Annotated in this window: 26 protein-coding genes, 2 tRNA genes, 1 pseudogene and 1 riboswitch; of the genes and pseudogenes, 15 read left to right on the top strand and 14 right to left on the bottom strand. The window is 69.3% G+C overall.

Features of this window, described 5'->3' with window-relative positions:
• Window positions 1-67: 67 nt before the first annotated feature.
• From E3U25_RS04680 to E3U25_RS04665, 4 genes are all read left to right on the top strand, one after another.
• The gene (locus E3U25_RS04680; RefSeq protein WP_116221065.1) at window positions 68-886 is read left to right on the top strand and encodes a sulfotransferase family protein; all 819 of its coding nucleotides are present in this window, start codon (window positions 68-70) and stop codon (window positions 884-886) included.
• A 291-nt stretch (window positions 887-1177) separates the two neighbouring features.
• Window positions 1178-1384: a 50S ribosomal protein L32 gene (gene rpmF, locus E3U25_RS04675; RefSeq protein ID WP_010392407.1), complete on the top strand. Its 207-nt coding sequence runs from the start codon at window positions 1178-1180 to the stop codon at window positions 1382-1384.
• A 17-nt stretch (window positions 1385-1401) separates the two neighbouring features.
• Entirely contained in the window at window positions 1402-2514 is a 1113-nt protein-coding gene (gene plsX / locus E3U25_RS04670; RefSeq protein ID WP_116221066.1) for a phosphate acyltransferase PlsX, read from the top strand.
• On the top strand, window positions 2514-3485 hold the full coding sequence (locus tag E3U25_RS04665) for a beta-ketoacyl-ACP synthase III (protein WP_036749551.1): 972 nt from the start codon (window positions 2514-2516) through the stop codon (window positions 3483-3485). The genes plsX and E3U25_RS04665 overlap by 1 nt, the downstream gene beginning before the upstream one ends.
• A gap of 4 nt (window positions 3486-3489) precedes the next feature.
• On the opposite strand, the gene E3U25_RS04660 is transcribed toward E3U25_RS04665, so the two are convergent.
• Window positions 3490-3765, bottom strand: coding sequence for a DksA/TraR family C4-type zinc finger protein (locus E3U25_RS04660; protein ID WP_036749548.1), 276 nt, complete (start codon window positions 3763-3765; stop codon window positions 3490-3492).
• 212 nt (window positions 3766-3977) lie between these two features.
• Here E3U25_RS04660 and ihfA point away from each other — a divergent pair, with 212 nt between their 5' ends.
• The 4 genes from ihfA to E3U25_RS04640 all read left to right on the top strand — a co-directional run bounded on the left by ihfA (window position 3978) and on the right by E3U25_RS04640 (window position 6200).
• The gene (ihfA, locus tag E3U25_RS04655; protein ID WP_011748157.1) at window positions 3978-4286 is read left to right on the top strand and encodes an integration host factor subunit alpha; all 309 of its coding nucleotides are present in this window, start codon (window positions 3978-3980) and stop codon (window positions 4284-4286) included.
• Window positions 4286-4870 (top strand): MerR family transcriptional regulator, encoded by a 585-nt coding sequence (locus tag E3U25_RS04650; RefSeq protein ID WP_072460762.1) that lies wholly within the window; start codon window positions 4286-4288, stop codon window positions 4868-4870. Before ihfA ends, E3U25_RS04650 begins: the two co-directional genes overlap by 1 nt.
• Before the next feature lie 124 nt (window positions 4871-4994).
• A tRNA-Pro gene (locus E3U25_RS04645) sits at window positions 4995-5072 on the top strand.
• Between the two features lie 60 nt (window positions 5073-5132).
• Window positions 5133-6200 (top strand): 2'-deoxycytidine 5'-triphosphate deaminase, encoded by a 1068-nt coding sequence (locus E3U25_RS04640; RefSeq protein WP_116221067.1) that lies wholly within the window; start codon window positions 5133-5135, stop codon window positions 6198-6200.
• Between the two features lie 81 nt (window positions 6201-6281).
• Here the strand turns inward: E3U25_RS04640 and E3U25_RS04635 are convergent, their stop codons facing one another.
• The 6 genes from E3U25_RS04635 to argS form a co-directional block, all read right to left on the bottom strand.
• Window positions 6282-6473 carry a hypothetical protein gene (locus E3U25_RS04635; RefSeq protein ID WP_116221068.1) on the bottom strand — a complete coding sequence of 64 codons (192 nt, stop codon included), beginning with the start codon at window positions 6471-6473 and terminating at the stop codon, window positions 6282-6284.
• An 18-nt stretch (window positions 6474-6491) separates the two neighbouring features.
• Window positions 6492-7154, bottom strand: coding sequence for an SMC-Scp complex subunit ScpB (scpB, locus tag E3U25_RS04630; protein WP_116221069.1), 663 nt, complete (start codon window positions 7152-7154; stop codon window positions 6492-6494).
• A complete protein-coding gene (locus E3U25_RS04625) occupies window positions 7151-7984 on the bottom strand; it encodes a segregation and condensation protein A (protein WP_181180980.1) in 834 nt (277 codons plus the stop codon). The genes scpB and E3U25_RS04625 overlap by 4 nt, the downstream gene beginning before the upstream one ends.
• Window positions 7985-8044: 60 nt before the next feature.
• Window positions 8045-9031, bottom strand: a complete 987-nt coding sequence (gene nagZ, locus E3U25_RS04620; RefSeq protein WP_116221070.1) for a beta-N-acetylhexosaminidase — start codon at window positions 9029-9031, stop codon at window positions 8045-8047.
• Window positions 9032-9040: 9 nt separating this feature from the next.
• Window positions 9041-10213: an SPOR domain-containing protein gene (locus E3U25_RS04615; protein WP_116221071.1), complete on the bottom strand. Its 1173-nt coding sequence runs from the start codon at window positions 10211-10213 to the stop codon at window positions 9041-9043.
• Window positions 10214-10281: 68 nt separating this feature from the next.
• Complete coding sequence (gene argS / locus E3U25_RS04610) at window positions 10282-12027, bottom strand: arginine--tRNA ligase (RefSeq protein ID WP_116221699.1); 1746 nt, start codon at window positions 12025-12027, stop codon at window positions 10282-10284.
• Window positions 12028-12284: 257 nt separating this feature from the next.
• On the opposite strand from argS, the pseudogene E3U25_RS04605 reads away from it, so the two are divergent.
• From E3U25_RS04605 to metK, 3 genes and pseudogenes are all read left to right on the top strand, one after another.
• Window positions 12285-13838, top strand: a pseudogene (locus tag E3U25_RS04605) (DEAD/DEAH box helicase); the annotation flags it as partial.
• Between the two features lie 642 nt (window positions 13839-14480).
• Complete coding sequence (gene lnt, locus E3U25_RS04600; protein WP_244294956.1) at window positions 14481-16022, top strand: apolipoprotein N-acyltransferase; 1542 nt, start codon at window positions 14481-14483, stop codon at window positions 16020-16022.
• Between the two features lie 31 nt (window positions 16023-16053).
• A riboswitch (SAM-SAH riboswitch) is annotated at window positions 16054-16102 on the top strand.
• 5 nt (window positions 16103-16107) lie between these two features.
• Window positions 16108-17274, top strand: coding sequence for a methionine adenosyltransferase (gene metK / locus E3U25_RS04595; protein ID WP_036749526.1), 1167 nt, complete (start codon window positions 16108-16110; stop codon window positions 17272-17274).
• 162 nt (window positions 17275-17436) lie between these two features.
• Here the strand turns inward: metK and E3U25_RS04590 are convergent, their stop codons facing one another.
• Window positions 17437-18063, bottom strand: a complete 627-nt coding sequence (locus tag E3U25_RS04590) for a J domain-containing protein (RefSeq protein ID WP_036749523.1) — start codon at window positions 18061-18063, stop codon at window positions 17437-17439.
• A gap of 69 nt (window positions 18064-18132) precedes the next feature.
• On the opposite strand from E3U25_RS04590, the gene E3U25_RS04585 reads away from it, so the two are divergent.
• The 4 genes from E3U25_RS04585 (at window position 18133) to E3U25_RS04570 (ending at window position 21428) form a co-directional block, all read left to right on the top strand.
• Window positions 18133-18384, top strand: coding sequence for a BolA family protein (locus E3U25_RS04585; RefSeq protein ID WP_036749743.1), 252 nt, complete (start codon window positions 18133-18135; stop codon window positions 18382-18384).
• Between the two features lie 81 nt (window positions 18385-18465).
• The gene (gene glpX, locus E3U25_RS04580; RefSeq protein ID WP_036749520.1) at window positions 18466-19431 is read left to right on the top strand and encodes a class II fructose-bisphosphatase; all 966 of its coding nucleotides are present in this window, start codon (window positions 18466-18468) and stop codon (window positions 19429-19431) included.
• 51 nt (window positions 19432-19482) lie between these two features.
• Window positions 19483-21231 (top strand): single-stranded-DNA-specific exonuclease RecJ, encoded by a 1749-nt coding sequence (gene recJ, locus E3U25_RS04575; protein ID WP_116221700.1) that lies wholly within the window; start codon window positions 19483-19485, stop codon window positions 21229-21231.
• A 122-nt stretch (window positions 21232-21353) separates the two neighbouring features.
• Window positions 21354-21428: transfer RNA gene (locus E3U25_RS04570), tRNA-Glu, on the top strand.
• A 5-nt stretch (window positions 21429-21433) separates the two neighbouring features.
• Here E3U25_RS04570 and E3U25_RS04565 read toward each other — a convergent pair.
• The 6 genes from E3U25_RS04565 to E3U25_RS04540 are packed head-to-tail and all read right to left on the bottom strand — an operon-like array spanning window position 21434 to window position 26382.
• Window positions 21434-22540, bottom strand: a complete 1107-nt coding sequence (locus tag E3U25_RS04565) for a tyrosine-type recombinase/integrase (RefSeq protein WP_116221074.1) — start codon at window positions 22538-22540, stop codon at window positions 21434-21436.
• Window positions 22537-22728, bottom strand: coding sequence for a hypothetical protein (locus E3U25_RS04560; protein WP_116221075.1), 192 nt, complete (start codon window positions 22726-22728; stop codon window positions 22537-22539). The genes E3U25_RS04565 and E3U25_RS04560 overlap by 4 nt, the downstream gene beginning before the upstream one ends.
• Before the next feature lie 5 nt (window positions 22729-22733).
• On the bottom strand, window positions 22734-23054 hold the full coding sequence (locus E3U25_RS04555) for a DUF2190 family protein (protein WP_116221076.1): 321 nt from the start codon (window positions 23052-23054) through the stop codon (window positions 22734-22736).
• 3 nt (window positions 23055-23057) lie between these two features.
• Window positions 23058-23276, bottom strand: coding sequence for a phage head-tail joining protein (locus E3U25_RS04550; RefSeq protein WP_116221077.1), 219 nt, complete (start codon window positions 23274-23276; stop codon window positions 23058-23060).
• Window positions 23276-25045, bottom strand: coding sequence for a prohead protease/major capsid protein fusion protein (locus E3U25_RS04545; RefSeq protein ID WP_116221078.1), 1770 nt, complete (start codon window positions 25043-25045; stop codon window positions 23276-23278). Before E3U25_RS04545 ends, E3U25_RS04550 begins: the two co-directional genes overlap by 1 nt.
• The gene (locus E3U25_RS04540) at window positions 25042-26382 is read right to left on the bottom strand and encodes a phage portal protein (RefSeq protein ID WP_116221079.1); all 1341 of its coding nucleotides are present in this window, start codon (window positions 26380-26382) and stop codon (window positions 25042-25044) included. The genes E3U25_RS04545 and E3U25_RS04540 overlap by 4 nt, the downstream gene beginning before the upstream one ends.

Here is a 26382-nt window from a genome sequence, read left to right as displayed (position 1 = left end):
GCCGAAGGGGCAACCCGCCGGCATATCCGCCGCGGCCGGCATAGTCTTTGTAAAGGGAATGAGAGTTATGGGTTTTCCAGGAACGTGGATGACGGAAAGCGAAAGCATGGTCTATCGCGTCGTCCCGAAATGCGCCTGCTCCTCGATCGGGCAGATCATGTTCTATTCCGACCACGGCCGCTATTTCGACGGCGACATCCACGACGCCACCACCGGGTTGCACAAGTGGAACCAGCCCGAAAGCCAGCCGCTGATCGAGGCGAACGTGGCGGCGCACAAGGCGCTGACCTTCACCTGCGTGCGCAACCCCTATGCGCGCATCCTGTCCTCGTTCTTCGACAAGATCGCGGGTATCCAGCGCAACGGCAAGCGTTACCGCAGCAACCTGGTGCCGGAACTGATGCAACGCTACGGCGTCGACGTCGGCAGCCCCGAGAACGGCTTCGAATTCGACCAGGTCGCCAGCTTCCGCCGCTTCCTGCTGTTTGCGCGCGACACCATCCGCTGGCGCCGGCCGATGGAGCCGGACATCCACTGGTCGGCCGTCTCGGGCCATGTCGCCACCTTCATCGTCAACGGCGGGCGCTACGACCAGATCCTCTTCACCGAGAAATTCGACGAGGGCATGCAGAAGGTGCTGGACGCCGCGCCGACCCCCGTGCGGCTGAAGGTGAAGGACGTGCCCAGGTTCAACGAATCCGAAGGCCACGGCCCCAAGCGCGCCCACAAGGTCAGCGCCTATTTCGACGACCTGTCGCGCCACCTGGTCTGGGAAATCTACAAGAAGGACTTCCAGCTCTTCAAATACGACTTCGACGACCCGGACAACAAGCTGCCCAGAAACGAGATCGACCTCGAGGAAGTCCACGCCAAGCTCGGCCGCTGAACCCGGCCCGCCCCACTGGCGCCCGGCTTCTTCCTGCTTAAATATCCCCGCCGGAGGCAGCGGCGCGCATGCGCCGCTTCCCTTGCAGTTTTCCCTTGCGCAATACGAAAATCCCGCTATTTTGCCGCCTTCATTCGACCGGCGGGGGAATCCCGGACCGCGGCCCCCGCTTTGCGAGCAGTTTTCGCGACTTGCGGCCAACGCTCCAGTGGCCTATGCCCGCCCCAGACAAGAACACCGAATCCGGGGCCGCCCAGGCTGGTTGCCCCCCGAACCCCTTGAGGTTGAGACATGGCCGTCCCTCAGAACCGAGTTACCCGCTCCCGCCGCAACATGCGCCGTTCGCATGATGCGCTCGTCGCCGGCAACCCGAACGAATGCCCCAACTGCGGCGAGCTGAAGCGTCCGCATCACGTCTGCCCCTCCTGCGGCCATTATGCCGACCGCGAGGTCGTGGCGCAGGCCAATGAGGTCGACCTGGACGAAGACGCGGCCTGAGCGGACCGACCGCGGATATGGCTTCGGCAGATTCCAGCACTCTGCCTCGCGCCCCTGGCGACGGGGGCGGCGTGGTGATCTCCGTTGACGCGATGGGCGGCGACCGCGGCCCGGCGACGGTGGTCGCCGGCATGGCCGAAAGCGCCAGCAAGAATCCCGACATCCGCTTCATCGTCCACGGCCCGCGGGCCGAGCTGGAACGGCTGATCGCCCGCCGCGGCGATCTGGCCCGGCGTTGCGACATCCGCGACGCCGCCGGCGTCGTCACCATGGGCGACAAGCCCAGCCAGGTGCTGCGCAAGGGCGAGGGCACCTCGATGTGGTCCGCCCTCGAATCGGTGCGCCGGGGCGAGGCGACGGCCGCCGTCTCCTGCGGCAATACCGGCGCACTGATGGCGCTTTCGATGCTGCGGCTGCGCAAGCTGCCCGGCGTGAACCGCCCCGCCATCGCCTGCCTCTGGCCCTCGCGCAACCCGCAGGGCTTCAACGTCATGCTCGACGTCGGCGCCGACATCCGCGCCGATGCGCAGGACTTGCTGACCTATGCGCTGATGGGCGCCTCCTATGCCCGCAACGGCTTCGGGCTCGAGCGGCCGCGCGTCGGCCTGCTGAACGTCGGGACCGAGGACCACAAGGGCCGGCCCGAGCTGAAACAGGCGCATGAGCTGATCCCCACCACGGCGCAGGCGGCGAATTTCGACTATGTCGGCTTCGTCGAGGGCGGCGACCTGCCCTCGGCCCGCGTCGACGTGATCGTGACCGACGGCTTCACCGGCAATGTCGCGCTGAAGACCGGCGAGGGCACGGCAAAGCTGGTGGGCGAGCTGCTCAAGGAAGCCTTCGGCAAGTCCGTGCTGTCGAAATTCGCGGCGCTGCTGGCCATGGGCTCGCTCCGGCGGCTGCAAAAGCGCATCGACCCGCGCCGCGTCAACGGCGGCGTCTTCCTGGGCCTGAACGGGACGGTGGTGAAATCGCACGGCTCGGCCGATGCCACCGGCGTCTCGGCGGCGATCAAGCTGGCCTTCCGGCTGGCGCAATCCGGCTTTCAGGACCGGCTGGCGGCGCGCGTGGCGCAATCCGTCGCGGCGGCCGGCCAAATCAACGGCAGCAAGGAAAGCGAGGCGTCCTGATGCGGCGTGCGATCGTCCGGGGAACCGGCCATTACCTGCCCGAGCGCGTGGTCGAGAACAGCTGGTTCGAGGACAAGCTGGACACCAGCGACGAATGGATCCGCGCCCGCACCGGCATCGAGCGGCGCCATTTCGCCGCCGAGGACCAGCGCACCAGCGACCTGGGCATCCTGGCCGCGCAGGCGGCGCTGGCCGATGCCGGGCTCGACGCCGGACAGATCGACGCGGTGATCGTGGCCACCTCGACCCCCGACCTGACCTTCCCCTCGGTCGCGACCATGGTGCAGGCCGGGCTGGGCATGCGCCGGGGCTTCGCCTATGACCTGCAGGCGGTCTGCGCCGGCTTCGTCTATGCGCTGGCCAATGCCGATGCGATGATCCGCGCCGGGCTTGCCGATCGCGTGCTGCTGATCGGGGCCGAGACCTTCAGCCGGATCATGGACTGGACCGACCGCGGCACTTGCGTGCTGTTCGGCGACGGCGCCGGCGCCGTGGTGCTGGAGGCGGCCGAGGGCCAGGGCACCTCCGCCGACCGCGGAATCCTCGCGACCGACCTGAACAGCGACGGGCAATATCGCGACCTGCTCTATGTCGACGGCGGCGTGGCCAGCACCGGCACCGCCGGGCATCTGCGCATGCAGGGCAACCTGGTCTTCCGCCACGCCGTCGAAAAGCTGGCCGACACCGCCCATCGCGCGCTGGACCGCGCCGGGCTGACGCCCGAGCAGGTGGACTGGTTGGTGCCGCACCAGGCCAACCTGCGCATCATCGAGGCCACGGCCAAGCGCATGCGCCTGCCGATGGAAAAAGTGGTGCTGACGGTGGCCGACCACGGCAATACCTCGGCCGCCTCGATCCCGCTGGCGCTGTCGGTGGCCAATGCCGAGGGCCGCTTCAAGCCGGGCGACGTGCTGGTGGCCGAGGCCATCGGCGGCGGCCTCGCCTGGGGCTCGGTCGTGCTGCGCTGGTAAGCCGCTATTTCAGCTGCGAATCCTTCGATCCGCGCCGGTTGATGCCCGCCGCCGGCCGCCAGGCCTTGTCGCGGCCGGATTGACAGTCCACGCACAGCCGGACGCCCGGAATCGCCTGCCGCCGCGCCTCGGGGATCGGCTCGTCGCATTCCTCGCAGATGAAGGCGCTTTCCTGCGCCACGCGCTGCGCATTGCGCAGCCGCATCCGCTCGATCGCCTCCTGCGTGGAAACCTCGATCTGCTCGTTCACCGCATCGTCGCGCGCCCAACCGCCGGCCATGTCAGCTCCGTCCCGCTTGCCCTTTCCCTTCCAAGATAGGCGCGGATTGCCGCCATTCCAAGCAGCCCGCAGGCGGCCATGCGCGGGGTCTTGCGGGTAAGGCGCGAATAATGCGGAACAAAATCGGCCGATGAGGGAACGGAATCGGGCCGGGGTTGTTGACTCGGCGCCGTAAAGAAATCATCCTTCGCACCATTCAAGAGGTTTCCGAGATGAGCGACTCTACCCTGACCCGCATGGACCTGGCCGAGGCCGTGTTCCGTGAGGTGGGTCTGTCCCGCCACGAATCGGCCCAGCTTGTCGAAAGCGTGCTTGGCCATATCTCCGATGCGCTGGTGCGCGGCGAGCAGGTCAAGATCTCGTCCTTCGGCACGTTTTCGGTCCGCGACAAGAACGAACGCATCGGCCGCAACCCCAAGACCGGGGAAGAGGTGCCGATCACGCCGCGCCGGGTGCTGTCCTTCCGGCCGTCGCATCTGATGAAGGATCGGGTGGCGGCGGGGAACAGGCGCAAGGGCTGATGAGCAAGTCCCCCGACGCCTTCAGATCCATCGGCGAGGTCTCGCGCCTCGTGGGCGTCGCGCCGCATGTGCTGCGCTACTGGGAATCGCAATTCACGCAGCTTGCGCCGGTGAAACGCGCCGACGGCCGCCGCTATTACCGGCCCGAGGACGTGCGGCTGGCCGCCGGCCTCTGCCAGGTCATGCGCGAGGAAGGGCTCAGCATCCGCGGCGCCAAGCGGCTGATCGCCGCCGACCGCGGCGCCGCCCTGCGCGAGATCGGCGCCGCCCGCCTGGGCGAGACCCTGGGCGAGGCCGGCGCGGCGGACCACCCCGGCCCCGCCGTGCGCCTGGCCCTGCCCGAGCGGGAGGCCGCGCCGACGGCGGCAAAGGCCGCACCCCGGCCGGCCCGGCCGAACCCTCCGGCCCGGCAGGCCGAATCGCTGCCGCTCTTCGCCGCGCTCGATCCGGGCCGGGAACCCGCAGCCGATTGGCTCGGCCGGCTGGTGGCCACCGCCCTGGCGCTGCGCCAGCACGAATTGCAGGGCAAGCCCCTGCCCGCGCAGGCGAAAACCCTGCGCGACGCGCTGGCCGGCGCGCGCTGACGCGCATGGCCGCCCGCTTTCCGGCCCGCGCCGGCGGACTATCCACAGCAATCGAGATTCTTGCCGAAATTTCCGTCCCAGGCCCCTTGTGCTGGCGGCCCGCTTCGCTCTATATGCCCCTCGTCGGGCCGTGGCGCAGCCTGGTTAGCGCGTCCGTCTGGGGGGCGGAAGGCCGCGAGTTCGAATCTCGCCGGCCCGACCATTCCGAAAACGCCCATCCCCGTCCGGGGGTGGGCGTTTCCTTTTGCCGAAAGGGTTTCGCGTGAACGGTGTGCTTCCCGATACGTCCCTGCGCCAGCTGATCGCAAGCGGTGCGATCTCGGCCGACCAGCCGATCCTGCCCGAACAGGTCCAGCCTGCCAGCCTCGACCTGCGCCTGGGCGCGACGGCATGGCGGCTGCGCGCCTCGTTCCTGGCCGGACGCGGGCGCCGGGTCGGCGACCGGCTCAAGGATTTCGAGATGCATCGCATGGACCTTGCCGGCGGCGCCGTGCTGGAAAAGGGCTGCGTCTACCTAGTGCCGCTGATGGAGCGGCTGTCCCTGCCCCAGGGCCTCGACGCGGTCGCCAATGCCAAAAGCTCGACCGGACGGCTCGACCTGCTGACGCGGCTGGTCACCGACGAGGGCACCGAGTTCGACCGCCTGCCCCAGGGCTACGACGGCCCGATCTATGCCGAGATCTGCCCGCGCAGCTTCTCGGTCCTGGTGCGGCCCGGCATGCGGCTGAACCAGCTGCGGCTGCGCCAGGGTCAGGCGGTGCTGTCGGATGCCGAGCTGCGCAAGCTGCACGCGCAGGAGCCGCTGGTGACGGGCGAGGCGCTGATCGACGACGGCCTGGGCTTCTCGGTCGACCTGCGCCCCGGGGCGGGCGACCTGGTCGGCTACCGCGCCCGGCCGCATAGCGGGGTCATCGACCTCGACCGGATCGGCGCCTACCAGGCCCGCGACTTCTGGGACGAGCTGCGCAGCACCGACGGCCAGCTGATCCTCGACCCCGGCGCCTTCTATATCCTGGTCAGCCGCGAGGCGGTGGCGATCCCGCCCGATTACGCCGCCGAAATGGCACCCTACCTGGCGATGGTGGGCGAGTTCCGCGTGCATTACGCCGGCTTCTTCGATCCGGGCTTCGGCCATGGCGCCGCCGGCCGGGGCGCGCGCGGCGTACTCGAGGTGCGCTGCCACGAGGCCCCCTTCGCGCTGGAACACGGCCAGGTCGTCGGCCGCCTGGTCTACGAGCGCATGGCCGCGCGCCCCGAACGGCTCTACGGCAGCGGCATCGCCTCGAACTACCAGGGCCAAGGCCTCAAGCTCGCCAAGCAATTCGCCTGAACAGCCGCCCGTCCTGCATTCTTCCGTGTCCCAATATCCCGGGGGAGTCGCGCGCCAGCGCGACGGGGGCAGAGCCCCCTATCACATCCGCCGGGTGATGCGCGCCGCCTGACGGGCGCGCTTGACCACCTCGCGCATGGTCTTTTCGCGGCTTCGCTGCTGAGGGGTCCGACGCGCGCCCGGCTTGGGCGCATTCATCCGCCGGATGCCCCAGTTCAGCAGCCGGTTCGCGACCTTACGCGTCAGAACGGAAATTAACCGATTAAAATTCATGGCGTTACAGCCAATTCTTCATTCATCTTCGAACAGATCCTCGGCCATGGCCCCGGCATCCTCGCCGTCCGCCTCGCCGAACAGGCCGGGCGCCAGCCCCTCGCCCGGCGGGCGCGATTCCAGCAGGCCCGCCGCGCGCAGCTCGGCCAATCCCGGCAGGTCGCGGGCGCTCTCCAGGCCGAAATGATCCAGGAAGGCCTCGGTCACGACGAACGTCACCGGCCGGCCGGGGGTCTGGCGGCGGCGGCCGATGCGGACCCAGTCCAGCTCGATCAGCTGGTCCAGCGTGCCGCGGCTGACGGCGACGCCGCGGATCTCCTCGATCTCGGCGCGGGTGACGGGCTGGTGATAGGCGATGATCGCCAGGGTCTCGGTCGCGGCGCGCGACAGGCGGCGGCTTTCGACCACGCTTTCCTGCATCAGGAAGCCCAGGTCGGCGGCGGTGCGAAAGGCCCAGGCATCGCCCACCCGCGCCAGCTGCACCCCCCGCCCCTCGTAGCGGGCGCGCAAGGCGCGCAGCGCCTCGGCCGGGTCGCAGCCGGCCGGCAGGCGGGCGGCGATCTCGCGCTGGCTCATCGGCTCGGCCGAGGCGAACAGGATCGCCTCGACCATGCGCTCCTGCTCGGGCAGGGGCGGCGGCGGAAAGCGCTGCGGATCGGGGGCGGTGTCGTCCTGGCTCATTCTGGGCGCCTGCGGATGGTGATCGGGGCGAAGGTGCCGGCCTGGCTGATTTCGACCGCGCCCTGCCGGGCCAGTTCCAGCGTCGCGGCAAAGGTCGCCGCGGTGGCCGAGCGGCGGCGCTGCGGGTCGGCCTCCCACCCCTCGGGCAGGAAGGCGGAAAGCGCGGTCCAGTCGCCGGCATAGCCGATCAGACCGCGCACCCGGTCCAGCGCCTGCTCCATGGTCAGCACGTCGCGGCGGTCGAAGGCATAGGGCCGGAACTCGTCGCGGGTGCGCAGCCTGGCATAGGCGCGCATCAGGTCGATCAGCCCGGCCTGCCAGGCGACCTGGCGCTGCCGGGCGACGGTTTCGGGCGCGCCGCGGGCGAAACGGTCCTGCCCCAGCCGGTCGCGCGCCATCAGCCGCGCCGCCGCCTCGCGCATGGCGTTCAGCCGTTCCAGCTGGAAGGCCAGATGCGCCGCCATCTCCTCGGCCGACGGGCCCTCGGCCTCGGGGTCGGGCGGCAGAAGCAGGCGGGATTTCAGATAGGCCAGCCAGGCGGCCATGACCAGGTAATCGGCGGCCAGCTCGATGCGCAGCGCGCGGGCCTCGTCGACGAAGGCCAGATACTGGTCGGCAAGCTCCAGCATCGAGACCTGCATCAGGTCGACCTTCTGCGTGCGCGACAGCGTGAGCAGCAGGTCCAGCGGCCCCTCGAAGCCCGAGACATCGACGACCAGCACCTCCTCGGCGCGGCGCTCGGCCACGGCCTGCGGCCCAAGCCCCGGCAGATGCGGCGCCGGGTCCGGCGCGGGGTCGGGCACGGGGGTCAGGTAGGGCACCTTGGTCATGTCGCGTCCAGGCTAGGGAACCTGCGCAGAATCCGCGATAGACCGGGCCTAGTCAACCGATCAGGCCGCCAGCCCGCCAAGCGCCGCCAGTTCCGCCCGCAGCGAAGCAATATCCTGCTGCACCGGCGCTCGGCGCAGCGCCAGCGCCGCCTCGGCCCGCGCGACGGCGCGGGGCGCCATGGCGCCGGCGGCGGCGACGATCTCTTCCATCTGCGCCGGGGTCTCGTTGCAGGACAGCACCAGGTCGCAGCCGGCGGCGATGGTGGCGGCAGCGCGCTCGGCCGGGCTGCCGGACAGCGCCTGCATGCCGATGTCGTCGGACATGAGCAGCCCGTCGAAGCCGATCTCGCGCCGGATCAGGTCGATCACGGCGGCCGAGGCGGTGGCGGGCGCATCGTCGATGGCGGCAAAGCGGATATGCGCGGTCATCGCCATGGGCAGGTCGGCAAGCGCGCGGAACGGGGCGAAATCGGTGGCGCGCAGCTCGTCCAGCGAAGCCTCGACCACCGGCAGGTCCTTGTGGCTGTCCACCCGCGCCCGGCCATGGCCGGGCATGTGCTTGACGACCGGCAGCACCCCGGCGGCCAGCATAGCCTGCGCCGCGGCCCGGCCCAGGCGGATCACCGTTTCGGCATCCGAGCCGAGGCAGCGGTTCTTCAGGAAGGGATGGGTCTCGTCGCGGGCCATGTCCAGGACCGGGGCGCAATCGGCGTCGATGCCGACGGCGCGCAATTCCTGCGCCAGCAGGTGATGGTGCAGCCAGACGGCGCGCTCGCCCCGGCCCGCCTGGTCCAGGGGCGCCGGCCAGTCGGTCCAGTGCGGCGCGCGCATGCGCTGGACCCGCCCGCCCTCCTGGTCCACCAGCACCGGAGCGTCGCGGCCCACCGCCTCGCGCAGCTCGGCCGTCAGCCGGCGCAGGCGGTCCGGCGTATCGACGTTGCGCGCAAACAGGATGAAGCCCCAGGGATCGGCGGCGCGAAAGAAGTCGCGCTCGACCCGGCTCAGGTCCGGGCCGGCGATGCCGCCGAGGATGGTGGCGCCGGCCATCTCAGCGGCTCATTTCGCCATGGCGGGGATGCAGTCCACGCCCTCGGCGATCAGCGCCGCGCAGAAGCGCCGCGCCTCGTCGCGCGATTCGAAGCCGGCGGCGCGCAGGCGCCAGAAGCTGCGGCCATTGGCCTTGTGTTCCTGGACCACCATGCCCTTGCCGGCGAAAAGCGCGCCGAACTTGCCCGAGACGCGGTTCCATTCGCCCCGTGCCAGCGCATCGCTGTCGAAGGCGCCGATCTGCACCAGCGGCGCACCCGAGGCGACCTGCGCCGGTGCCGGTGCCGGTGCCGGGGTTTCGGGCGCGGCGGCGGGGCGGCTTTCGGCCGCGGCACGCGCGGGCGCGGCATCGCTGGCGACCGCCGGGGCGGCGGCGGCCACGCGGCGCGGACGGGGTGCGGGCCGCGGCGATTGCGCGATGGCGCCCGGCACCGGCTGGGCCCCGGCCTCGGCCAGCGCGGTGGTGATGGCCATGTCGCGCGTCTCGTTGCCGGCCAGGTCGGTCACGGCCTCGTTCACCGGCGCATCGGCGGCGGGCGCGTCCGAGATCACTGCGCTGGCGACGCTTTCCGCGGCCGCATCGGGCTGGGCCAGGGTCTCGCCGTCGGGGCGGGCGATGACGCGGGCGGTTTCGTCGATCAGCGGCGCCTCGATCGGATGCGAGGGCTCTTGCGCCGTCGCGCCCAGCTCGCCCATGGGCACGTCCTGGCTGTCAAGCGGCGTCGCGGCGGGCGCGATGGCCACGCGGTCCACTGCCGCGGTTTCGGCGCCGGCGGCGACCGTGTTCACCGCCAGGCCGGTGCGCTGGGTCAGCTCGCCGCCCGGATTGTCGGGTGCGGTGCGGGCCTCGCCCTCGATGGCGCGGATCACCGGCACGCCCGAGACGTCGCGCACCACCAGCTTGTAGCCCCAGACCGCCAGGATCACGATCAGCCCGACCGAGACCAGCGCCCCCAGGTAATGCGTCAGCCGCGTGATCCGCCCCAGGAGCGAAGGCGATTCGGCCAGCGATTCGGCATGGGCGTAGGGGTGCTGTTCGTCCCAGCCACCGTCCTGCCAGTCCTGGTCCTGCCAATCCTCGGCATAGCCCTGCTGCCCGTCGGCGTGGGGATAGCCCTGCGACAGCCTGTGGGGCTGCGACCCGTCAAACCCGCCCGAAGAGCGGAAATCTACTACCGTCATTCCTGCCTGCCTGCCGGTTGTTCCGACGCTGCTCGTTTATCTGCTCGTCCCCGGCAGGGCGCCGTTATTCAGCGCATTTCTTTGGCCGGAGTCACCCCCAAGATACCAAGACCGGCCGAAATGACAACGCCAACGGACCGTGCCAGCGCGATTTTCGCCGCCATGGCCACCGGATCGCCCTCTTGCAGGAAGCGCAGGGCGGGCTCGTCATTGCCGCGGTTCCACAGCGAATGCAGCTCGGATGCGATGTCGTAAAGGAAAAACGCGATCCGGTGCGGCTCATGCGCGCGGGCGGCGATTTCGACCGTGCGTGGCCATTCTGCAACTTTGCGGGCCAGTTCCAGCTCGGCCGGATGCGACAATTGCGCCAGATCCGCCTGCGCCAGCGCCGCGTCCGAGGTATCGACGCCCATCGCCGCCGCCTTGGTCAGGACCGAGTTCACCCGCGCGCTGGCATATTGCACATACCAGACCGGGTTGTCCTTGGACTGCTCCAGCACCTTGTCGAAGTCGAAGTCCAGCGCCGCGTCGTTCTTGCGCGTCAGCATGTGGAAGCGGGTGACGTCCGCGCCCGCCTGCTCGACCACGTCGCGCAGGGTGACGAAGGTGCCGGCGCGCTTGGACATCTTGAAGGGCTCGCCGTTCTTGAACAGCTTGACCAGCTGGATCAGCTTGACGTCCAGCGGCACCCGGCCGTTCGACAGCGCCTTGACCGCCGCGGTCATGCGCTTGACATAGCCGCCATGGTCGGCGCCGAACACGTCGATCAGCGCGTCGAAGCCGCGCTCGATCTTGTCCCAGTGATAGGCGATGTCGGGCGCGAAATAGGTCCAGGAGCCGTCGGATTTCTTGACCGGCCGGTCCACGTCATCGCCATGCGCGGTCGAGCGGAACAGCGTCTGCTCCCGCGGCTCCCAATCCTCGGGGGTCTTGCCCTTGGGCGGCTCCAGCACGCCTTCATAGATCAGCCCGGCCTGGCGCAGCCGCTCGATCGCGGCCTCGATCCGGCCGGTGCCGTAAAGCGCCTTCTCGCTGGAAAACACGTCCATGTGGACGTTGAGCAGCGCCAGATCCTCGCGGATCATGTCCATCATCGCCTGGGTGGCGAAATCGCGCACCTCGGCCAGCCATTCCGATTCCGGCCGCTCCAGCAGGCTGGTGCCGTATTTCGCCTTCAGCGCCTCGCCCACCGGGATCAGGTAGTCGCCGGGATAAAGCCCCTCGCGGATCTCGGGCTCCAGCCCGTTGGCCTCGCGATAGCGTTCATAGGCGGAACGCGCCAGCACATCGACCTGGGCGCCGCCGTCGTTGATATAGTATTCGCGCGTGACCGCATGCCCCGAGAAATCCAGAAGCGCCGCCAGAGCGTCGCCAAAGACCGCGCCGCGGGTGTGGCCGACATGCATCGGTCCGGTCGGGTTGGCGCTGACGAATTCCACGTTGATCCGCTGGCCCTTGCCCATGTCCGAGCGGCCGTAATCGGCCCCCTCGGCCAGCGCGGCGCGCACGACGCCCTGCCATTCGCCCGGCGCCAGGCGCAGGTTCAGGAAGCCCGGCCCCGCCACCTCGGCCGAGGCGATGCGCGGATCGGCGGCCAGGCGGGCGGCCAGCGCCTCGGCGATGTCGCGCGGCTTCAGGCCGGCGGGCTTGGCCAGCACCATGGCGGCATTGGTGGCCATGTCGCCATGCGCGGCGTCCCGCGGCGGCTCGACCGTCACATTGGCGGTGTCGAGGCCCGCGGGCAGCGCGCCCGCCTGTTCCATCTGCGCCAGCGCATCAAGGACCAGCGCGCGGATATCCGAGAAAAGGTTCATGGCTTCCATCCGTAAGATCGTCCGGGGATAGCGCCTGCCCAAGGGGGCCGTCAACCGGCCCGCCGAACGGCAATCGCGCATCAGATTGACGAAGAGCGGGTTTTCCGCTAGGCCCGCCCTGTCTGCATCCGGCAGGCAAGGCGAGGGGCGTGCGGAAATTGCGTCCCGACCCGCCGCGAAAATCCGGTTTCCCGGATGGCGGCGATGGACGCATGAACGGCGCGGGCTGGTTCCGCGCATTGATACGAAAGCCCTGAATGACCAAGTTTTCCGATCTGAAGCTGGACCCCAAGGTTCTGAAAGCCATCTCCGAGGCGGGGTATGAAACGCCCACGCCGATCCAGGCCGGGGCGATTCCCCCGGCGCTGGAAGGGCGCGACGTGCTGGGCATCGCCCAGACCGGCACCGGCAAGACCGCCAGCTTCACCCTGCCGATGATCACCCTGCTGGGCCGCGGCCGCGCCCGCGCCCGGATGCCGCGGTCGCTGGTGCTGTGCCCGACGCGCGAACTGGCCGCCCAGGTGGCCGAGAACTTCGACATCTACGCCAAGCACACCCGGCTGACCAAGGCGTTGCTGATCGGCGGCGTCAGCTTCGGGGAACAGGACAAGCTGATTGACCGCGGCGTCGACGTGCTGATCGCGACGCCCGGCCGGCTGCTGGATCATTTCGAGCGCGGCAAGCTCTTGCTGACCGGCGTGCAGATCATGGTGGTGGACGAGGCCGACCGCATGCTCGACATGGGCTTCATCCCCGACATCGAGCGCATCTTCCAGCTGACGCCCTTCACCCGGCAGACGCTGTTCTTCAGCGCCACCATGGCGCCCGAGATCGAGCGCATCACCGACACCTTCCTGCATGCGCCCGAGCGCATCGAGGTCGCCCGCCAGGCCACCACCAGCGAGACGATCACCCAGAAGCTGATCGAGATCACCCCCACCCGCCGCGACCAGACCGCCAAGCAGAAGCGCGAATTGCTGCGCGCGCTGATCCGCGCCGAGGGCGAGGGGCTCAAGAACGCCATCATCTTCTGCAACCGCAAGACCGAGGTGGACATCGTCGCCAAGTCGCTCAAGGCGCATGGCTTCGACGCCGCGCCGATCCACGGCGACCTGGACCAGCGCCACCGCATGGCGACGCTGGACGGGTTCCGCGAAGGGACGCTGCGCTTCCTGATCGCCTCGGACGTGGCGGCGCGCGGGCTCGACATCCCGGCGGTCAGCCATGTGTTCAACTTCGACCTGCCCAGCCATGCCGAGGACTATGTCCACCGCATCGGCCGCACCGGCCGCGCCGGGCGGCTGGGCACCGCGATTTCCATCGCGACGCCCGCGGACGAGAAATACCTGGGCGCCATCGAATCGCTGGTCAAGCAGACCCTGCCCCGCGCGCCGGTGCCCGAGGGCTTTGCCATTTCCACCGCCGCCCAGGGCGCGCCGCGCCCGGCGCGCGAATCCGGCCGCAAGGAACGCGGGCGCGACCGCGACCGCCGGGGCCGGCGCGACGACAGCGAACAGCGCGCCCAGGCGCCCGTCCAGGCCCACGAGCCCCGCGCCGAGGCCAAGCCCGTCGAACAGGCCGAGCGCCGGCACGACCGCGCCCCCCGCGAGGAACGCCGGGACGAGCGCCGTGACGAACGTCGCGAACGCCATGGCGAGCGTCACGACCGGCGCGAGGATCGCCGCACCGACCGCCATCCGGTCATGGGCATGGGCGAGCATATGCCCGAATTCCTGACCCGCAGCTTCCGCCCCGGCTTCCGCGACCCGATCGAGGACTCCCCGGTCGAAGAGGCCACGGCCGAGCCCCTGCGTGACGAGGTCGCACCCGAGCCGGCCGAAGGCGCCGCCGAGCGCCAGCCTGCCGAACAGCCGTCCGCCGAACGCAGGCCCGGCAAACGCCGCCGGGGGGAATCCGCCCGGACCAAGGCGGCCGCGCAGCCTGCCGAGACCGCCGCCGCCGAGCCGACCGCCGAGCCGACCGTCGAGCCCGCACCCACGCCCGTCGAGGCCCCGACTCCGGCCCCGGCCGAAGCCCTGGCCGAGCCGGCGATCCAGCCCGCGGAACCGGCAGCGGAATCGACCCCCGAACCGGAAACGGCCCCCGAACCCGCGCCCGTGGAAGCCGCCGCCGAGCCGGTAGCCGAGCCCGAGGCCAAGGAAAAGCCCGTCCGCAAGCGCAAGCCGCGCACCCCCAAGGCCAAGGCCGAGCCCGCCGCCGCGGAGGCTCCGGCAGAGGCGGATCAGCCCGCGCCCGAACAGCCGGACGCCGCGGCCGAGGCCGAGCCCGCCGCCAAGCCCGCCCGCAAGGCGGCGAAAAAGCCCGCCAAGCCTCGCGCGCCGCGCAAGACCAAGGCCAAGGCGGCCGAGTCCGAAGCGGCCGCCCCCGACGCACCCGGCGCCGATGCCGCGCCGAGCCCGGACGACACCACCGCCGGGGCCTGAGCCGGTTCCATGGCGGCCCTTTCGGCCTTCACGCCATCCTCGCGACGCGGGCGCCCGTCCTGGGCGATGCTCGCCCTTGGCGTGGGGCTGGGGGCCATGGCCGCGCTGGGTCAGGCGCCCTGGGATCTCTGGCCGCTGACGCTGCTGGCGCTGGCCCTGCTGTGCCGGCAGGTCGCGCGGGCGGAAACGCCCCGCGCTGCCGCCTGGCACGCCTTTGCCGCCGGGCTGGGCCATTTCGCGCTGGCGATGGCCTGGATCGTCGAGCCCTTCCTGGTCGAGCCCGAAACCTATGGCTGGATGGCCCCCTTCGCGCTGGTGCTGACCGCGGCGGGCGGGGCGCTGTTCTGGACCGTGCCCGCCTGGCTCGCCGTGCGCCTCGCGCCGGGCTTTCCCCGCCAGGGGCTGGGCTTCGCCGCGCTGATGGTGCTGTCGGACTGGATGCGGGGCTGGATCTTCACCGGCCTGCCCTGGGCGCTGGCCGGCCATGTCTGGATCGACACCCCCGCCGGGCAGGTCGCGGCCACCCTGGGCGCGATCGGGCTGTCCGGCCTGACCATGCTGGCCGCCGCCCTGCCCCTGTGCTTTCGCCGCCCCGGCCGGTTCCCGGCCCTGCCCGGCACGGTGCTGGCCGCTCTGGTCGTCGCCACCGCCTGGAGCGCGGGGCTGGCGCGCCTGGCCCAGCCCCTGCCGCCCGATACCGGCCTGCGCCTGCGCCTGATCCAGCCGGACGCCACCCAGGCGCTGAAATGGGATCCCTGGTGGTCCGAGGTGTTCTTTCGCCGCCTGCTCGACCTGTCGGCCATCCGCGATCCCGACCTGCCGCCGCCGGACGCGGTGATCTGGCCCGAGACGGCGGTGAACTTCCTGCTCGAACAATCCGGCACCGCGCCGCAGGACATCGCCGCCTATGTCGGCGCCCCGGTCGTGCTGGGCATCCAGCGGGTCGAGGGCAGCCGCTACTTCAACAGCCTGACCGAGTTCTCGGCCGAAGGAATCGGTCCCGTCTACGACAAGTTCCACCTGGTTCCCTTTGGCGAATACACGCCCTGGGGCGACATGATGGCGCAGTTCGGCATCCGCGCCTTTGCCGCCCAGCACGGTTTCGGCTATTCCGCCGGCCCCGGCCCGCAGGTCATGCGCCTGCCCGGCCTGCCGCCGATGCAGCCGCTGATCTGCTACGAGGCCGTGTTCTCGCACCACCTGATCGCGGGGGAAAACCGGCCGGGCTGGCTTCTGCAAGTCACCAACGACGCCTGGTTCGGCCAGCTTTCCGGCCCGTGGCAGCACCTGGCCCAGGCCCGGCTGCGCGCCATCGAATCGGGCCTGCCGCTGATGCGGGCGGCGAATACCGGCGTCTCGGCGGTGATCGACGCGCGCGGGGCCTTGCGCGCCACGCTGGGCCTGAACCGCGCCGGCCGCATCGACGCCGCCCTGCCCGCGGCGCTGCCGCCCACGCCCTGGTCGCGGCTCGGCGACTGGCCGGCCGTGGCGATGGCGCTGGCGGCCTTCCTGCTGGCCGCCCTGGGGCCGCGGCGCAAGTTGCGCAGTTGACGGCGGCGGGCGCGTCCACTAACGCTTCGCCTGACCGTCACAACGGCTTCCTGGCGTGGCGGCGTCATTTCAACGGAGCATCTTCATGGCCAGACAGAACTATGTGTTCACCTCGGAATCCGTCTCCGAGGGCCACCCCGACAAATTGTGCGACCAGATCTCGGACGCCGTGCTGGACGCGCTGCTGGCCGAGGATCCGGCCGCCCGCGTCGCCTGCGAAACCTTCGCGACGACCGGCACCGTGGTGATCGGGGGCGAGATCGGCCTGACCGACCAGAAGAAGCTGGGCGAATACATGGGCCGCATCAGCGAGATCGCCCGCGAGACGATCCGCGACATCGGCTATGAGCAGGAAAAGTTCCACTGGAACACCTGCCACGTCCACAACTACCTGCACGAGCAATCCGCCCATATCAGCCAGGGCGTGGACCGCGACGGCGCCGGCGACCAGGGAATCATGTTCGGCTATGCCGTGGACGAGACGCCGGAACTGATGCCCGCGCCGATCCAATATGCGCATGCGATCCTGCGCCGCCTGGCCGAAGCGCGCAAATCCGGCGCCGAGCCGACGCTGGGCCCGGATGCGAAGTCCCAGCTGAGCCTGCGCTACGAAAACGGCAAGCCGGTCGAGATCACCAGCCTGGTGCTGTCGCACCAGCACAAGGACGAAAGCCAGGGCTCGGACGACATCCGCGCCATCGTCGAGCCCTATATCCGCGAGGTGCTGCCCGCGGAATGGCTGACCGAGAATACGGAATGGTGGGTGAACCCGACGGGCACCTTCGTCATCGGCGGGCCGGACGGCGACGCCGGCCTGACCGGGCGCAAGATCATCGTCGACACCTATGGCGGCGCAGCGCCCCATGGCGGCGGCGCCTTCTCGGGCAAGGATCCGACCAAGGTGGACCGCTCGGCCGCCTATGCCGCGCGCTACCTGGCCAAGAACGTGGTCGCCGCGGGCCTGGCAAAACGCTGCGTGATCCAGCTGTCCTATGCCATCGGCGTGGCCAAGCCGCTATCGATCTATGCCGACACCTTCGGCACCAGCGAGATCCCCGAGACCGAGATCGAGCGCGCCGTCTCGCGCGCCATGGACCTGACGCCGCGCGGCATCCGCGAGCATCTGGCGCTTTGCCGTCCGATCTATCGCCGCACCGCCGCCTATGGCCATTTCGGCCGCGCGCCCGATGCCGATGGCGGCTTCTCCTGGGAACGGACCGACCTCGTCGAGGCGATCAAGCGCGAGCTGTAAGGCCGCAGGGGGCTTTGCCCCCGCGCGTTCCGCGCTCCCCCAGGATATTTGGACACGAAAGAAGCCAGGGCGCCTACTTCCCTTTCTTTCGTGGAAAAATATCCTGCGGGGGAAGCCCGTCGGGCTTGCCCGGCGGGCGTGGGGGCGCAAAGCCCCCATCCTTCAATCCTTGAAGCTGCGGCTGTCCTTGATCTGGTCCCAGGCCCAGACCACCTCCTGGAGGCGGTCCTCGTCCGAGCGGTCGCCGCCGTTCATGTCGGGATGCAGATCCTTGACCAGGGACTTGTATTGCTTGCGGATCTCGGCGCGGGTCCAGGTCTCCTTGGCCTCGAGGATCTCCAGCGCCCGGCGCTCGGTCGGCGGGAGCTTGCGCGCGGTGCGGGTGCGCATCTCGGGGTTGGTGCCGTTCGCGCCCAGGATCTCCAGCGGGTCGTCGATGCCGTGGCGCGCCCATTTCTGTTCCTGCGCGGCGCGGCCGAAGGGCTTGGTCGGGCGCTCCCAGACCGTGGCATTGTCCAGGAACTCCTGGAACTCGGCCTCGGACTGGCCCTGGAAATAGTTCCAGTTCAGGTTGTATTCGCGCACATGTTCCTTGCAGAACCAATAGTATTCGTCCAGCGCGCGGGGCGATTTCGGCGCGCGGTACTGGCCAGGCTGGTCGCAGCCCTCCTTGTCGCATCGCCGCGTCGAGGTTTCGAAGGCGCCGGACATGCCGCGCCGGCCTTTGGCCCGGCGTTTCTTGTCCGAGGCCGCGGAAATGTCGAATCCGAACGGGTCGCTGTTGCTCATCTGCCTGCCTTGTCCTGAACGGGACAGGCAGTTTAGGCTATTTCGCGGGACATGAAAGGGGGCAAGCGCATGATTGCCGACGAGATGCGGAAAAGACTGGCCGAGCTTCAGCCGTCGCGGCTGGAAATCATCGACGAAAGCGAGAGCCATCGCGGCCATGGCGGCTGGCGCGAGGGCGGCGAGACGCATTTCCGCATCCGCATGGCCAGCGCCCGCTTTGCCGGGCTGGGTCATGTGGCGCGCCACCGGCTGGTGCATGCCAGCTTGGGCGACATCGTGCCGCGCATCCATGCGCTGGCGCTGGAACTGGCGGAAAACTGACCCGTTAGCGCGCGCAGGCTTGCCGGGCCGGGGCACCGGGCGTAGAAGCCCGGAAAGCCAGAAAGCACAAGGAATTTCCGCATGACCTCGCCCAAGGATTTCAACGATCGCATGTTGTCGCTCGGCCTTGCCCGCGTGAGCGAGGCGGCCGCCCATGCCTCGGCGCGGCTGATCGGCCGCGGCGACGAGAAGGCCGCCGACCAGGCCGCCGTCAACGCGATGCGCGACCAGCTGAACATGCTCGACATCAAGGGCGTCGTCGTCATCGGCGAGGGCGAGCGGGACGAGGCGCCGATGCTGTTCATCGGCGAGGAGGTCGGCACCGGCCAGGGCCCCGCGGTCGACATCGCGCTGGACCCGCTGGAGGGCACGACGCTGACCGCCAAGGACATGCCGAACGCGCTGACCGTGATCGCCATGGCGCCGCGCGGCACGCTGCTGCACGCGCCCGATGTCTACATGGAAAAGCTGGCCATCGGCCCCGGCTATCCCAAGGACGTGGTCAGCCTGGACATGACCCCGTCCGAGCGGGTGCGCGCCCTGGCCAAGGCCGGCGGCGTCAAGGACAGCGACATCACCGTCTGCATCCTGGAGCGGCCGCGGCACGAGGATCTGGTGGCCGAGGTCCGCTCGACCGGCGCGGCGATCCGGCTGATCACCGATGGCGACGTGGCCGGCGTGATCCATTGCGCCGAGGCCGAGCTGACCGGCATCGACATGTACATGGGTTCGGGCGGCGCGCCCGAGGGGGTGCTGGCCGCCTCGGCGCTGAAATGCATGGGCGGGCAGATGTGGGGCAAGCTGCTGTTTCGCAACGACGACGAGCGCGGCCGCGCCGCCAAGGCCGGCATCACCGACCTGGACCGCATCTATTCGCGCGACGAGATGGTGACGGCCGACGTGATCTTTGCCGCGACCGGGGTGACGAACGGCTCGATCGTGGCCGGCGTCAAGCGCGAGCCGCATTACCTGCAGACCGAAACCATCCTGATGCGCTCCAAGACCGGCTCGGTCCGGCGCATGATCTATCGCAACCCGATCAGGTAAGCCCTGCCGGACGGGCTTGAACAGCAGGCGGTCATGGGGGATGAAGCCCGCATGACCGCCTTTCTTTCCGTTACCTCCTCGCTGACCGGCCGCCTCTGGCGCGGTCCCGACGCCATGCTGGAACGCGCCGCCGAGGCGCTGGCCCAGGACAGCCGCCTGCCCCTGCCCGTCAGCCGGGTTCTGGCCGCGCGCGGCGTGCCCCCGCATGAGGCGCCGCTTTACCTCGATCCCAAGCTGCGCGACCTGCTGCCCGACCCCCTGAGCCTGCGCGACATGGACAAGGCCGCCGAGCGGCTGGTCGCCGCCCTTCTCGCCGGCCAGCGCATCGCCATCTTCGCCGATTACGACGTGGACGGCGGCGCCTCGGCCGCGCTGCTGCTGGACTGGCTGCGCCGGCAGGGGCACGATGCCACGCTCTACATCCCCGACCGAATCGACGAGGGCTATGGGCCCAACGCCCCCGCCATCGCGGCGCTGTCGCAGGATCACGACCTGATCGTCTGCGTCGATTGCGGCACGCTCAGCCACGAGGCTTTGGCGGCCTCGACCTGCGACGTGATCGTGCTGGACCACCACCAGGGCGGCGAGACCCTGCCGCAGGTCGCGGCCGTGGTGAACCCGAATCGCGCCGACGAGGACGGCAGCCTTGGCCATCTCTGCGCCGCCGGCGTGGTGTTCCTGACCCTGGTGCGCTGCAACAGCCTGCTGCGCCGGGGCGGTCATCCGCAGCCCGACCTGATCCCGCTGCTGGACCTGGTGGCGCTGGCGACGGTAGCCGACGTGGCGCCGCTGGTGGGGGTGAACCGCGCCTTCGTGCGGCAGGGGCTGCTGGTCATGGCCCGACGCGAGCGCCCCGGCCTGGTAGCGCTGTCCGACGTGGCGCGGCTCGATTCGGCGCCGAACGCCTTTCACCTGGGCTTCCTGCTGGGACCGCGGATCAATGCCGGCGGCCGCGTCGGCCGTGCCGACCTGGGAGCGCTGTGCCTGTCCTGCACCGACGGCCGCCAGGCCGAGCGGCTGGCGGCCGAGCTGGACGCGCTGAATCGCGACCGCCGCGCCATCGAGGCCGCCGTGCGCGACGAGGCCCTGGCCCAGGTCGAGGCGCGCGCCCAGGCCGGCGACAGCCTGGTCGCCTGGGCGGCGGGCGACGGCTGGCATCCCGGCGTCGTCGGCATCGTCGCCGCGCGGGTGAAAGAGGCGACCGGCCTGCCCGCGGTGGTGATCGGGGTCGAGCGCGGCATCGGCAAGGGCTCGGCCCGCTCGGTGCCCGGCGTGGACCTGGGCCGCGCCATCCAGCGCCTTTCGGCCGAGGGGCTGCTCTTGAAGGGCGGCGGGCATGCGATGGCGGCCGGCCTGACCATCGAGGAGGCCATGATCCCCGCGGCCATGGAGCGCCTGTCGCAGCTGCTTTCGCGCGAGATGGCCGAGCGTCCCGGCGCGGGCGAACTGCGCATCTCGGGGCTTCTGGACCCCTCGGGCGCCACGGTCGAACTGATGCAGATGCTGGAGCGCGCCGGCCCCTTCGGCCAGGCCGCGCCGGCGCCGCGCTTCGCCTTTGCCGAGCAGCTGATCGACAGCGCCGGGGCGATGGGCGACAGCCACCTGCGCCTGCGCTTCCGCAGCCCCGGCAGCCCGGCCCTGGAGGCGGTGGCCTGGGGCGCGATGAACGGCCCGCTGGGCCCCGCGCTGCTGGGCGCAAAGGGGCGCCGCTTCCACCTGGCGGGCAAGCTGGAGCTCACGCAATGGGGCGGGCGCGAGCGGGTGCGGCTGCGCCTGGACGACGCCGCGCCGGTGGGCTGAGCCCCCGCCGCCGGCCGGGAAAAAACTTTGGCGCAAGGTGATTTTTCCGCTTGCAGCCCCGCGGCAGAGAACCTAAATACCGCCCCACGCCGCAGGGCAAGACCCGGCGGATACGAAAAAGTGGCCCGTTCGTCTATCGGTTAGGACGTCAGGTTTTCAACCTGAAAAGAGGGGTTCGACTCCCCTACGGGCTGCCACAAACTCATTTTTTCCTTTTCCTTTCAATTGGTTGATTGGCTTTATTGTCCAACCCATCGCGAAGGTTAGACAACTTCTGTTCCTCTTTTACCCTAGAAAGACGTGCTAAGCCACGATCCGTCAAGCGGGCGCGGCTCACCTTCTTGGTGTATATCGCGCCCTCCTTGGGGGTCGCATGAGCCAGAAAACTCATGACCTCAAGCTCGCCTCCCCCGTTATCGGCAATCCGGGTTGCCTGCCCTTTGCGCAACCCATGTGCAGAGCAATGGGGCAAGCCTGCGGCCTTGCACTGATCCTTGAACCAGTTGCCGAAGCTCTCCGGTTTGTATGGCCGTCCGTTGCTGTGCGTGAGAAAAAGAAGCTGATCGGACACGCTCCGCAATTCTTCCAGAAGCTCGGGCATCAGCGGATAGTCTCCGCCGATACTTGTCTTATGCCGCCGGTATCTGATCCGGCCTCCCTCAATATTCTGTTTGCCCAAACCAACAACATCTTGTCGCGCTGCTCCGGTGTTCATTATCAGCCATGCTGCCCGGCGCGCCTTTGTGCCGGGACCGTGGAACGCCAAAAACTGTGCAATCTCCGCCTCAGTCCAAGTATGGTATCCATCCGGATTTTCCTTGCGCCGGTCGGCATACTTGGCCGGGTTGTGCTTTAGATCGGCCAGCGAATATTTGATTGCGAAGTTAAACAGCATCGACAGGTTTTTCTTCACGGTGTTAGCCGCAGTCGGGCCGGTCTTGCGAGCCATAATCGCCTCAACATGCCGGGTCTCAATCCGCCCCGCCTGATACTGCCCGATCTCACCCCGCAGCCAGTCCAATTCCCGGCGGATTGTCTTGCGACGAATTTCCGACAGGTTCAGGTGCTTCGGGCTGCGCAAGTAACTCTCGATCAGCCAAGCGATAGTGCCATAACTGGCATTGGTTCGCGTCACCGGAATGGCAGCTCCTGCCAATGCGGCCTCATAGGCCGCGCGAAACTCCGCAGACCCATAGGGACCGGGAAGATATACGTCCGCCCGCCCCTTCCTCCGAAAGCGCCAGCGCACTTTGCCGTGTCGATCAACCACACGGGTCACGCCGGGGAAAGGATTGCGCGGCTTTTTCATCGCTGTTTAAGCAGTTCGTCAGGATCGGGGCCAACCTCGCCATGCGAAGATACCCCCATTGGAAAGATGATGACCTTACCGGCCATATGGTCAACTTCTATTCGACCAACTGCGAAACCGGCGGCCATCGCACCTTTCACGCTGCGCGTGATTTCTGCGGCGGTAACGGTGGCCGGTCGGTTGCCCATTGTGATTACCCGATCCTGACGCGCACCGTGGCGGCCGAGGCCAGCGCGGCGGCGGTGGCATAGCCGATCGGCGTGTTATCGGTGGCGGTGGTGGTCACGACGCCCGCCGTGGCGTCCCAATAGACGGCGGCGCCCAGAGTGATCGCCAGCGCGGCCTCTTTGGGCAGGTTGAACACGCCACGCGTCTGCACGGCCACGTCCGCGGCGCTGGCGGCATCGCTGACGGCCACGCCGATCAGCTGCCCCGTGACCACCACGCCGCCCGAGGAAACGGCCGCAGGGGCCGGAATGGTCAGCGTGTCGCCGCTTTCGATGAAGTTTTTCATGGGTCAAAACCCCTTGCTGGTGGTGAAGGTGACGGCGCCGCCCCGCCTCGGGCCGGTCGCCTGTGCGATCCGCCGATCCAGATCGGCAATGGCCGCAGCCATTTCGGCATCGGTCGCATATTCGATGCGCTTCCCTTCATAGAGGGTCACGCGCACCCCGCTTGCGCGCGCCCGGATCAGGGCATCGCGCAGGGTGGTCAGCTCCTCGGTCGGGACAGCCATCAGCCGACCCGGAACCAGCTGCGGTAGTCCAGCCAGCCGCAGCCGAAATCAAGGCGCACCTTCATCTGGACGCCATCGACTTCAAATCCGACCTTGGTTTCCACCTGCGGGCCGGGGGCACCGGCCAGATAGGCATATTCCAGACCATCGACCAGGGCGGGATCGGCCACGACATACCAGCGCGTGGCCGAGGTCAGGCGCGGCTCGACAACCAGGGTCAGCTTGCTGAAGGGGTTCGCGTCGTCGGTGGTGGGGGCCTGAATCGCCGTCAGGGCCTTCTCCATCGTCGTTTCCAGTTCGGCCGGCACCAGCACGAAGCGCGGGGATATGCCGATCACATCGCCCGAAAGGCCAGTCTGATGGCGCATCGCCAGGCGCGCGGCGGAAATGTCTTCCTGGATCGCAGCCGGGGCGGTGGGGTCTTTCCGATTGCCATGGTCGGTCGCATCGAAGACCGCCACGCCATCCGACATGAGGGGATTGGCCTCGATCTTCGCCACCAGCTGCGCGGCCTCGAAAGCGCGGGCGGCGTTGCCGAGCCGAGCCGGGATCGTGGCGAAGGCGCCCACATCGTCGTTGACCAGCGCCTGGCGCGAAATGGCGAAAATCTTGCCGAAGGTCTCGGCCGCATACAGTTCCGCCGATTCGTCCATGGTGCCGCGCTTGAACTCGCCGCCTTCGGCCACCTTTTCCAGCGCCGGACCGTCGCCAAGCTGGATAGACCGCTTCGGGCGGAAATCGCGCACCGTGCTTTGCCGCGCCAGCTGGTGAACGCCCGAAGGGGCGGCATCATAGGGGCGGCGCATCTCGCGCCCCACGGCATCGCCCAGCAGCAGCGGGAAATCGGCGGTGCTGTGCAGGGCGCGGGTGATGATCGTATCCGCCGCCGCGCCCATGGTGCCGATGCGACTACGCCGCAGACAGTCGCGGGCCAAGTCCAGCGTGGTCATGTTCGCGAATGGCCGCGCAGCCTCGGAAAGCTGATGCTCGGGATGGTTGCGGGCATACAGCGCCTCGCCGGCGCGGGTGGCGATCACGGTCGGGTCGTCATGCGAGAAACCGACCTCGGCGCGCGTGGTGCGGGTGGTGGTGGCCTCGGCGCGCTGGCGCATTTCGGTAAAGGCGGCGGCGCGGGCATCCTCGGCGCTGGCCTCGGCGTCAATCTGGGTATCCGCCCAGGCACGGGTCAGGCCGGCGGTTTCCGCGATGGTGCGGATCTCCGCATTGATCGCCGCTCGGTTCAGGGTCGCGCCCGCCTCGGTGGTGGTCGTGGTGGTTTGTGCCGTCTCGGGCATGGGGTTTTCTCCGTTTCGGAAATGGGCGCCGGGATCGGCGGGGACGGGCACAATGGACACCTCTACAGGCAACCATTGCAGGGCCGTGCGGACGCGCCGGCCGCTTTCGCGGCCCTCGGACCAGCGACGGACGGAATAGCCGATCGACAGTCCGCGCAGGGTGCCTTCGGCAATATCGGCAAGCACCGCCTGCGCGGGATCGTTGCTGCGGAACTTCATGCGCACCCACAGTCCTTCCGGGCGCAGTTCGGCGGCTTCCACCACCCCCAGTTGGTCGCGGGTCGATCCGCTGCGGTGCGCATCCAGAACCGGCGCGCCGGTCAGGCGGGACAGGTCTGCGCCGGACAGGTCCAGCCGCTCGACATGGCCGGCCCGTTCAACATCGGCGCCGGTCGAAATGATGGCCTCGATGGTGCGGGCCTCGGGGTCGAAGGTGGACGGGCGCGGGCTGGCCGCGCGCAGATGAATGCTCATGGCTGGGCTTCCTTGGCTTGGGCAACGGGCGCGCGCGCGGCATCGCGGGCGATTTCCTCGTCCAGTTCGTCAATGTCGCGGCCGCGCGCCGCCACGACTTCCGCGCGGGATTTCAGGCCGGCATTGATCGCCGCCGTTTCGGCCTCGACCTCGTTGCGCGGGTCCACCCATTGCCAGCCAGGCGGCACGAACCGCACCGGCAGGTAATCCTCCATCTGGTCGGCAGGGATCACCCCGGCCAGCGCCCGCACCTCGATCCAGCGCCGCCACAGGGGCGCAAGTAACCTGCCCTCGATCAGCAGGCGCTGCAGCATCTCGGCGCGGCGGCGGAAATCCAGCAGGCCGACGCGGGCGCTGGAATAGTTGGCCTCGCCCAGATCGCCGGTCAGTGCCTCGAACGTCAAGCCGACGCCGGCCGCAATCTCGCGATCCTGCGCGCGCAGAAAATCCACCGCCTGCGCCAGCCCTTGACCGGGGGTCGAAAACTTCACCTCGGCGCCGGGGGGCAAGACACGCATCGCGCCTGGCTCAAGGCTGACATCGACCGACCCGGCGTCCGCCTCGAACCCGGCCGCGCCGCCTTCGGCATCGGATACGAACCCGGTCATCAGCGATTGAACCTTGAGGCTCATCAGCATGGCATCGCTGGCCTCGTCCCGGTCGCGCAGTTTCAGCAGCACGGGCACCAGCCAGGACAAGCCCCGCACCTGGCCGGGGAAAAGCTGGTCGAACACATGCAGCATGTCCGACGCCGGCACCCGGATCGCGTCACTATAGACCGCGAAGGGCGAGCGGGGCGCTTCGCGCAGGACGTGATAGGCGCGAACCTCGTCCTGCGCGTCGAACTCGATGCCGGCGATGATGCGCGCGCCGTTGCCCAGATCGCGGTGCAGGCTGGGGTCGTTCTGGTCGGCGGGCAGGACACGCAGCCGCAGGTTGCCGTCCTCGGTCGGCACCGTGTGCACGAACGCCTCGCCGTCGCGCACAAGACTGCGGGCAATCAGCGGCAAAAGCGGGCCGGTCAGGGTCTCGAACGCCTCGTTCAACTGCCGCCGCACCTCGGGGTCGGGGTGGCCGCTGCGGGTCTGCCAGCCCTTGCCGACAAGGGCGGCGGTCCATGCCTCGACAATACGGGCGCCATAGGCGGTATTCATGGCCTGCGCCGCCGCCCGTGCCTTAGCCGGGCCGCGCGCCGCCAGGGCGGATTGCTGCGGCGCCGCCAGCATCGGCGCGCCCTGCCAGCGCCGTCCGCCCGCGCCCGCCTCGATGCCGGAGCGTTTCTGGTCGGGCTGGGTGGCGCGGAAGAACCGGCCGAGATGGTTGAAAGGCCAGGCCAC

Source organism: Paracoccus versutus (assembly GCF_029909795.1).
GTDB classification, from domain to species: Bacteria; Pseudomonadota; Alphaproteobacteria; order Rhodobacterales; family Rhodobacteraceae; genus Paracoccus; species Paracoccus versutus.
This window is presented reverse-complemented; position numbering and strand designations above follow the sequence as displayed.

Coding starts and splice junctions, on each gene's coding strand:
- E3U25_RS04585 (WP_036749743.1), top strand. CDS start 18,133: ATGATTGCCGACGAGATGCGGAAAAGACTGGCCGAGCTTCAGCCGTCG.
- scpB (WP_116221069.1), bottom strand. CDS start 7,154: ATGAGCCAGGACGACACCGCCCCCGATCCGCAGCGCTTTCCGCCGCCG.
- nagZ (WP_116221070.1), bottom strand. CDS start 9,031: ATGGCCGGCGCCACCATCCTCGGCGGCATCGCCGGCCCGGACCTGAGC.
- E3U25_RS04555 (WP_116221076.1), bottom strand. CDS start 23,054: ATGAAAAACTTCATCGAAAGCGGCGACACGCTGACCATTCCGGCCCCT.
- E3U25_RS04545 (WP_116221078.1), bottom strand. CDS start 25,045: ATGAGCATTCATCTGCGCGCGGCCAGCCCGCGCCCGTCCACCTTCGAC.
- E3U25_RS04560 (WP_116221075.1), bottom strand. CDS start 22,728: ATGGGCAACCGACCGGCCACCGTTACCGCCGCAGAAATCACGCGCAGC.
- E3U25_RS04590 (WP_036749523.1), bottom strand. CDS start 18,063: ATGAGCAACAGCGACCCGTTCGGATTCGACATTTCCGCGGCCTCGGAC.
- E3U25_RS04650 (WP_072460762.1), top strand. CDS start 4,286: ATGAGCAAGTCCCCCGACGCCTTCAGATCCATCGGCGAGGTCTCGCGC.
- recJ (WP_116221700.1), top strand. CDS start 19,483: ATGACCGCCTTTCTTTCCGTTACCTCCTCGCTGACCGGCCGCCTCTGG.
- E3U25_RS04660 (WP_036749548.1), bottom strand. CDS start 3,765: ATGGCCGGCGGTTGGGCGCGCGACGATGCGGTGAACGAGCAGATCGAG.
- E3U25_RS04625 (WP_181180980.1), bottom strand. CDS start 7,984: ATGACCAAGGTGCCCTACCTGACCCCCGTGCCCGACCCCGCGCCGGAC.
- E3U25_RS04550 (WP_116221077.1), bottom strand. CDS start 23,276: ATGGCTGTCCCGACCGAGGAGCTGACCACCCTGCGCGATGCCCTGATC.
- metK (WP_036749526.1), top strand. CDS start 16,108: ATGGCCAGACAGAACTATGTGTTCACCTCGGAATCCGTCTCCGAGGGC.
- plsX (WP_116221066.1), top strand. CDS start 1,402: ATGGCTTCGGCAGATTCCAGCACTCTGCCTCGCGCCCCTGGCGACGGG.
- ihfA (WP_011748157.1), top strand. CDS start 3,978: ATGAGCGACTCTACCCTGACCCGCATGGACCTGGCCGAGGCCGTGTTC.
- E3U25_RS04665 (WP_036749551.1), top strand. CDS start 2,514: ATGCGGCGTGCGATCGTCCGGGGAACCGGCCATTACCTGCCCGAGCGC.
- E3U25_RS04565 (WP_116221074.1), bottom strand. CDS start 22,540: ATGAAAAAGCCGCGCAATCCTTTCCCCGGCGTGACCCGTGTGGTTGAT.
- lnt (WP_244294956.1), top strand. CDS start 14,481: ATGGCGGCCCTTTCGGCCTTCACGCCATCCTCGCGACGCGGGCGCCCG.
- glpX (WP_036749520.1), top strand. CDS start 18,466: ATGACCTCGCCCAAGGATTTCAACGATCGCATGTTGTCGCTCGGCCTT.
- E3U25_RS04615 (WP_116221071.1), bottom strand. CDS start 10,213: ATGACGGTAGTAGATTTCCGCTCTTCGGGCGGGTTTGACGGGTCGCAG.
- E3U25_RS04680 (WP_116221065.1), top strand. CDS start 68: ATGGGTTTTCCAGGAACGTGGATGACGGAAAGCGAAAGCATGGTCTAT.
- E3U25_RS04635 (WP_116221068.1), bottom strand. CDS start 6,473: ATGAATTTTAATCGGTTAATTTCCGTTCTGACGCGTAAGGTCGCGAAC.
- argS (WP_116221699.1), bottom strand. CDS start 12,027: ATGAACCTTTTCTCGGATATCCGCGCGCTGGTCCTTGATGCGCTGGCG.
- rpmF (WP_010392407.1), top strand. CDS start 1,178: ATGGCCGTCCCTCAGAACCGAGTTACCCGCTCCCGCCGCAACATGCGC.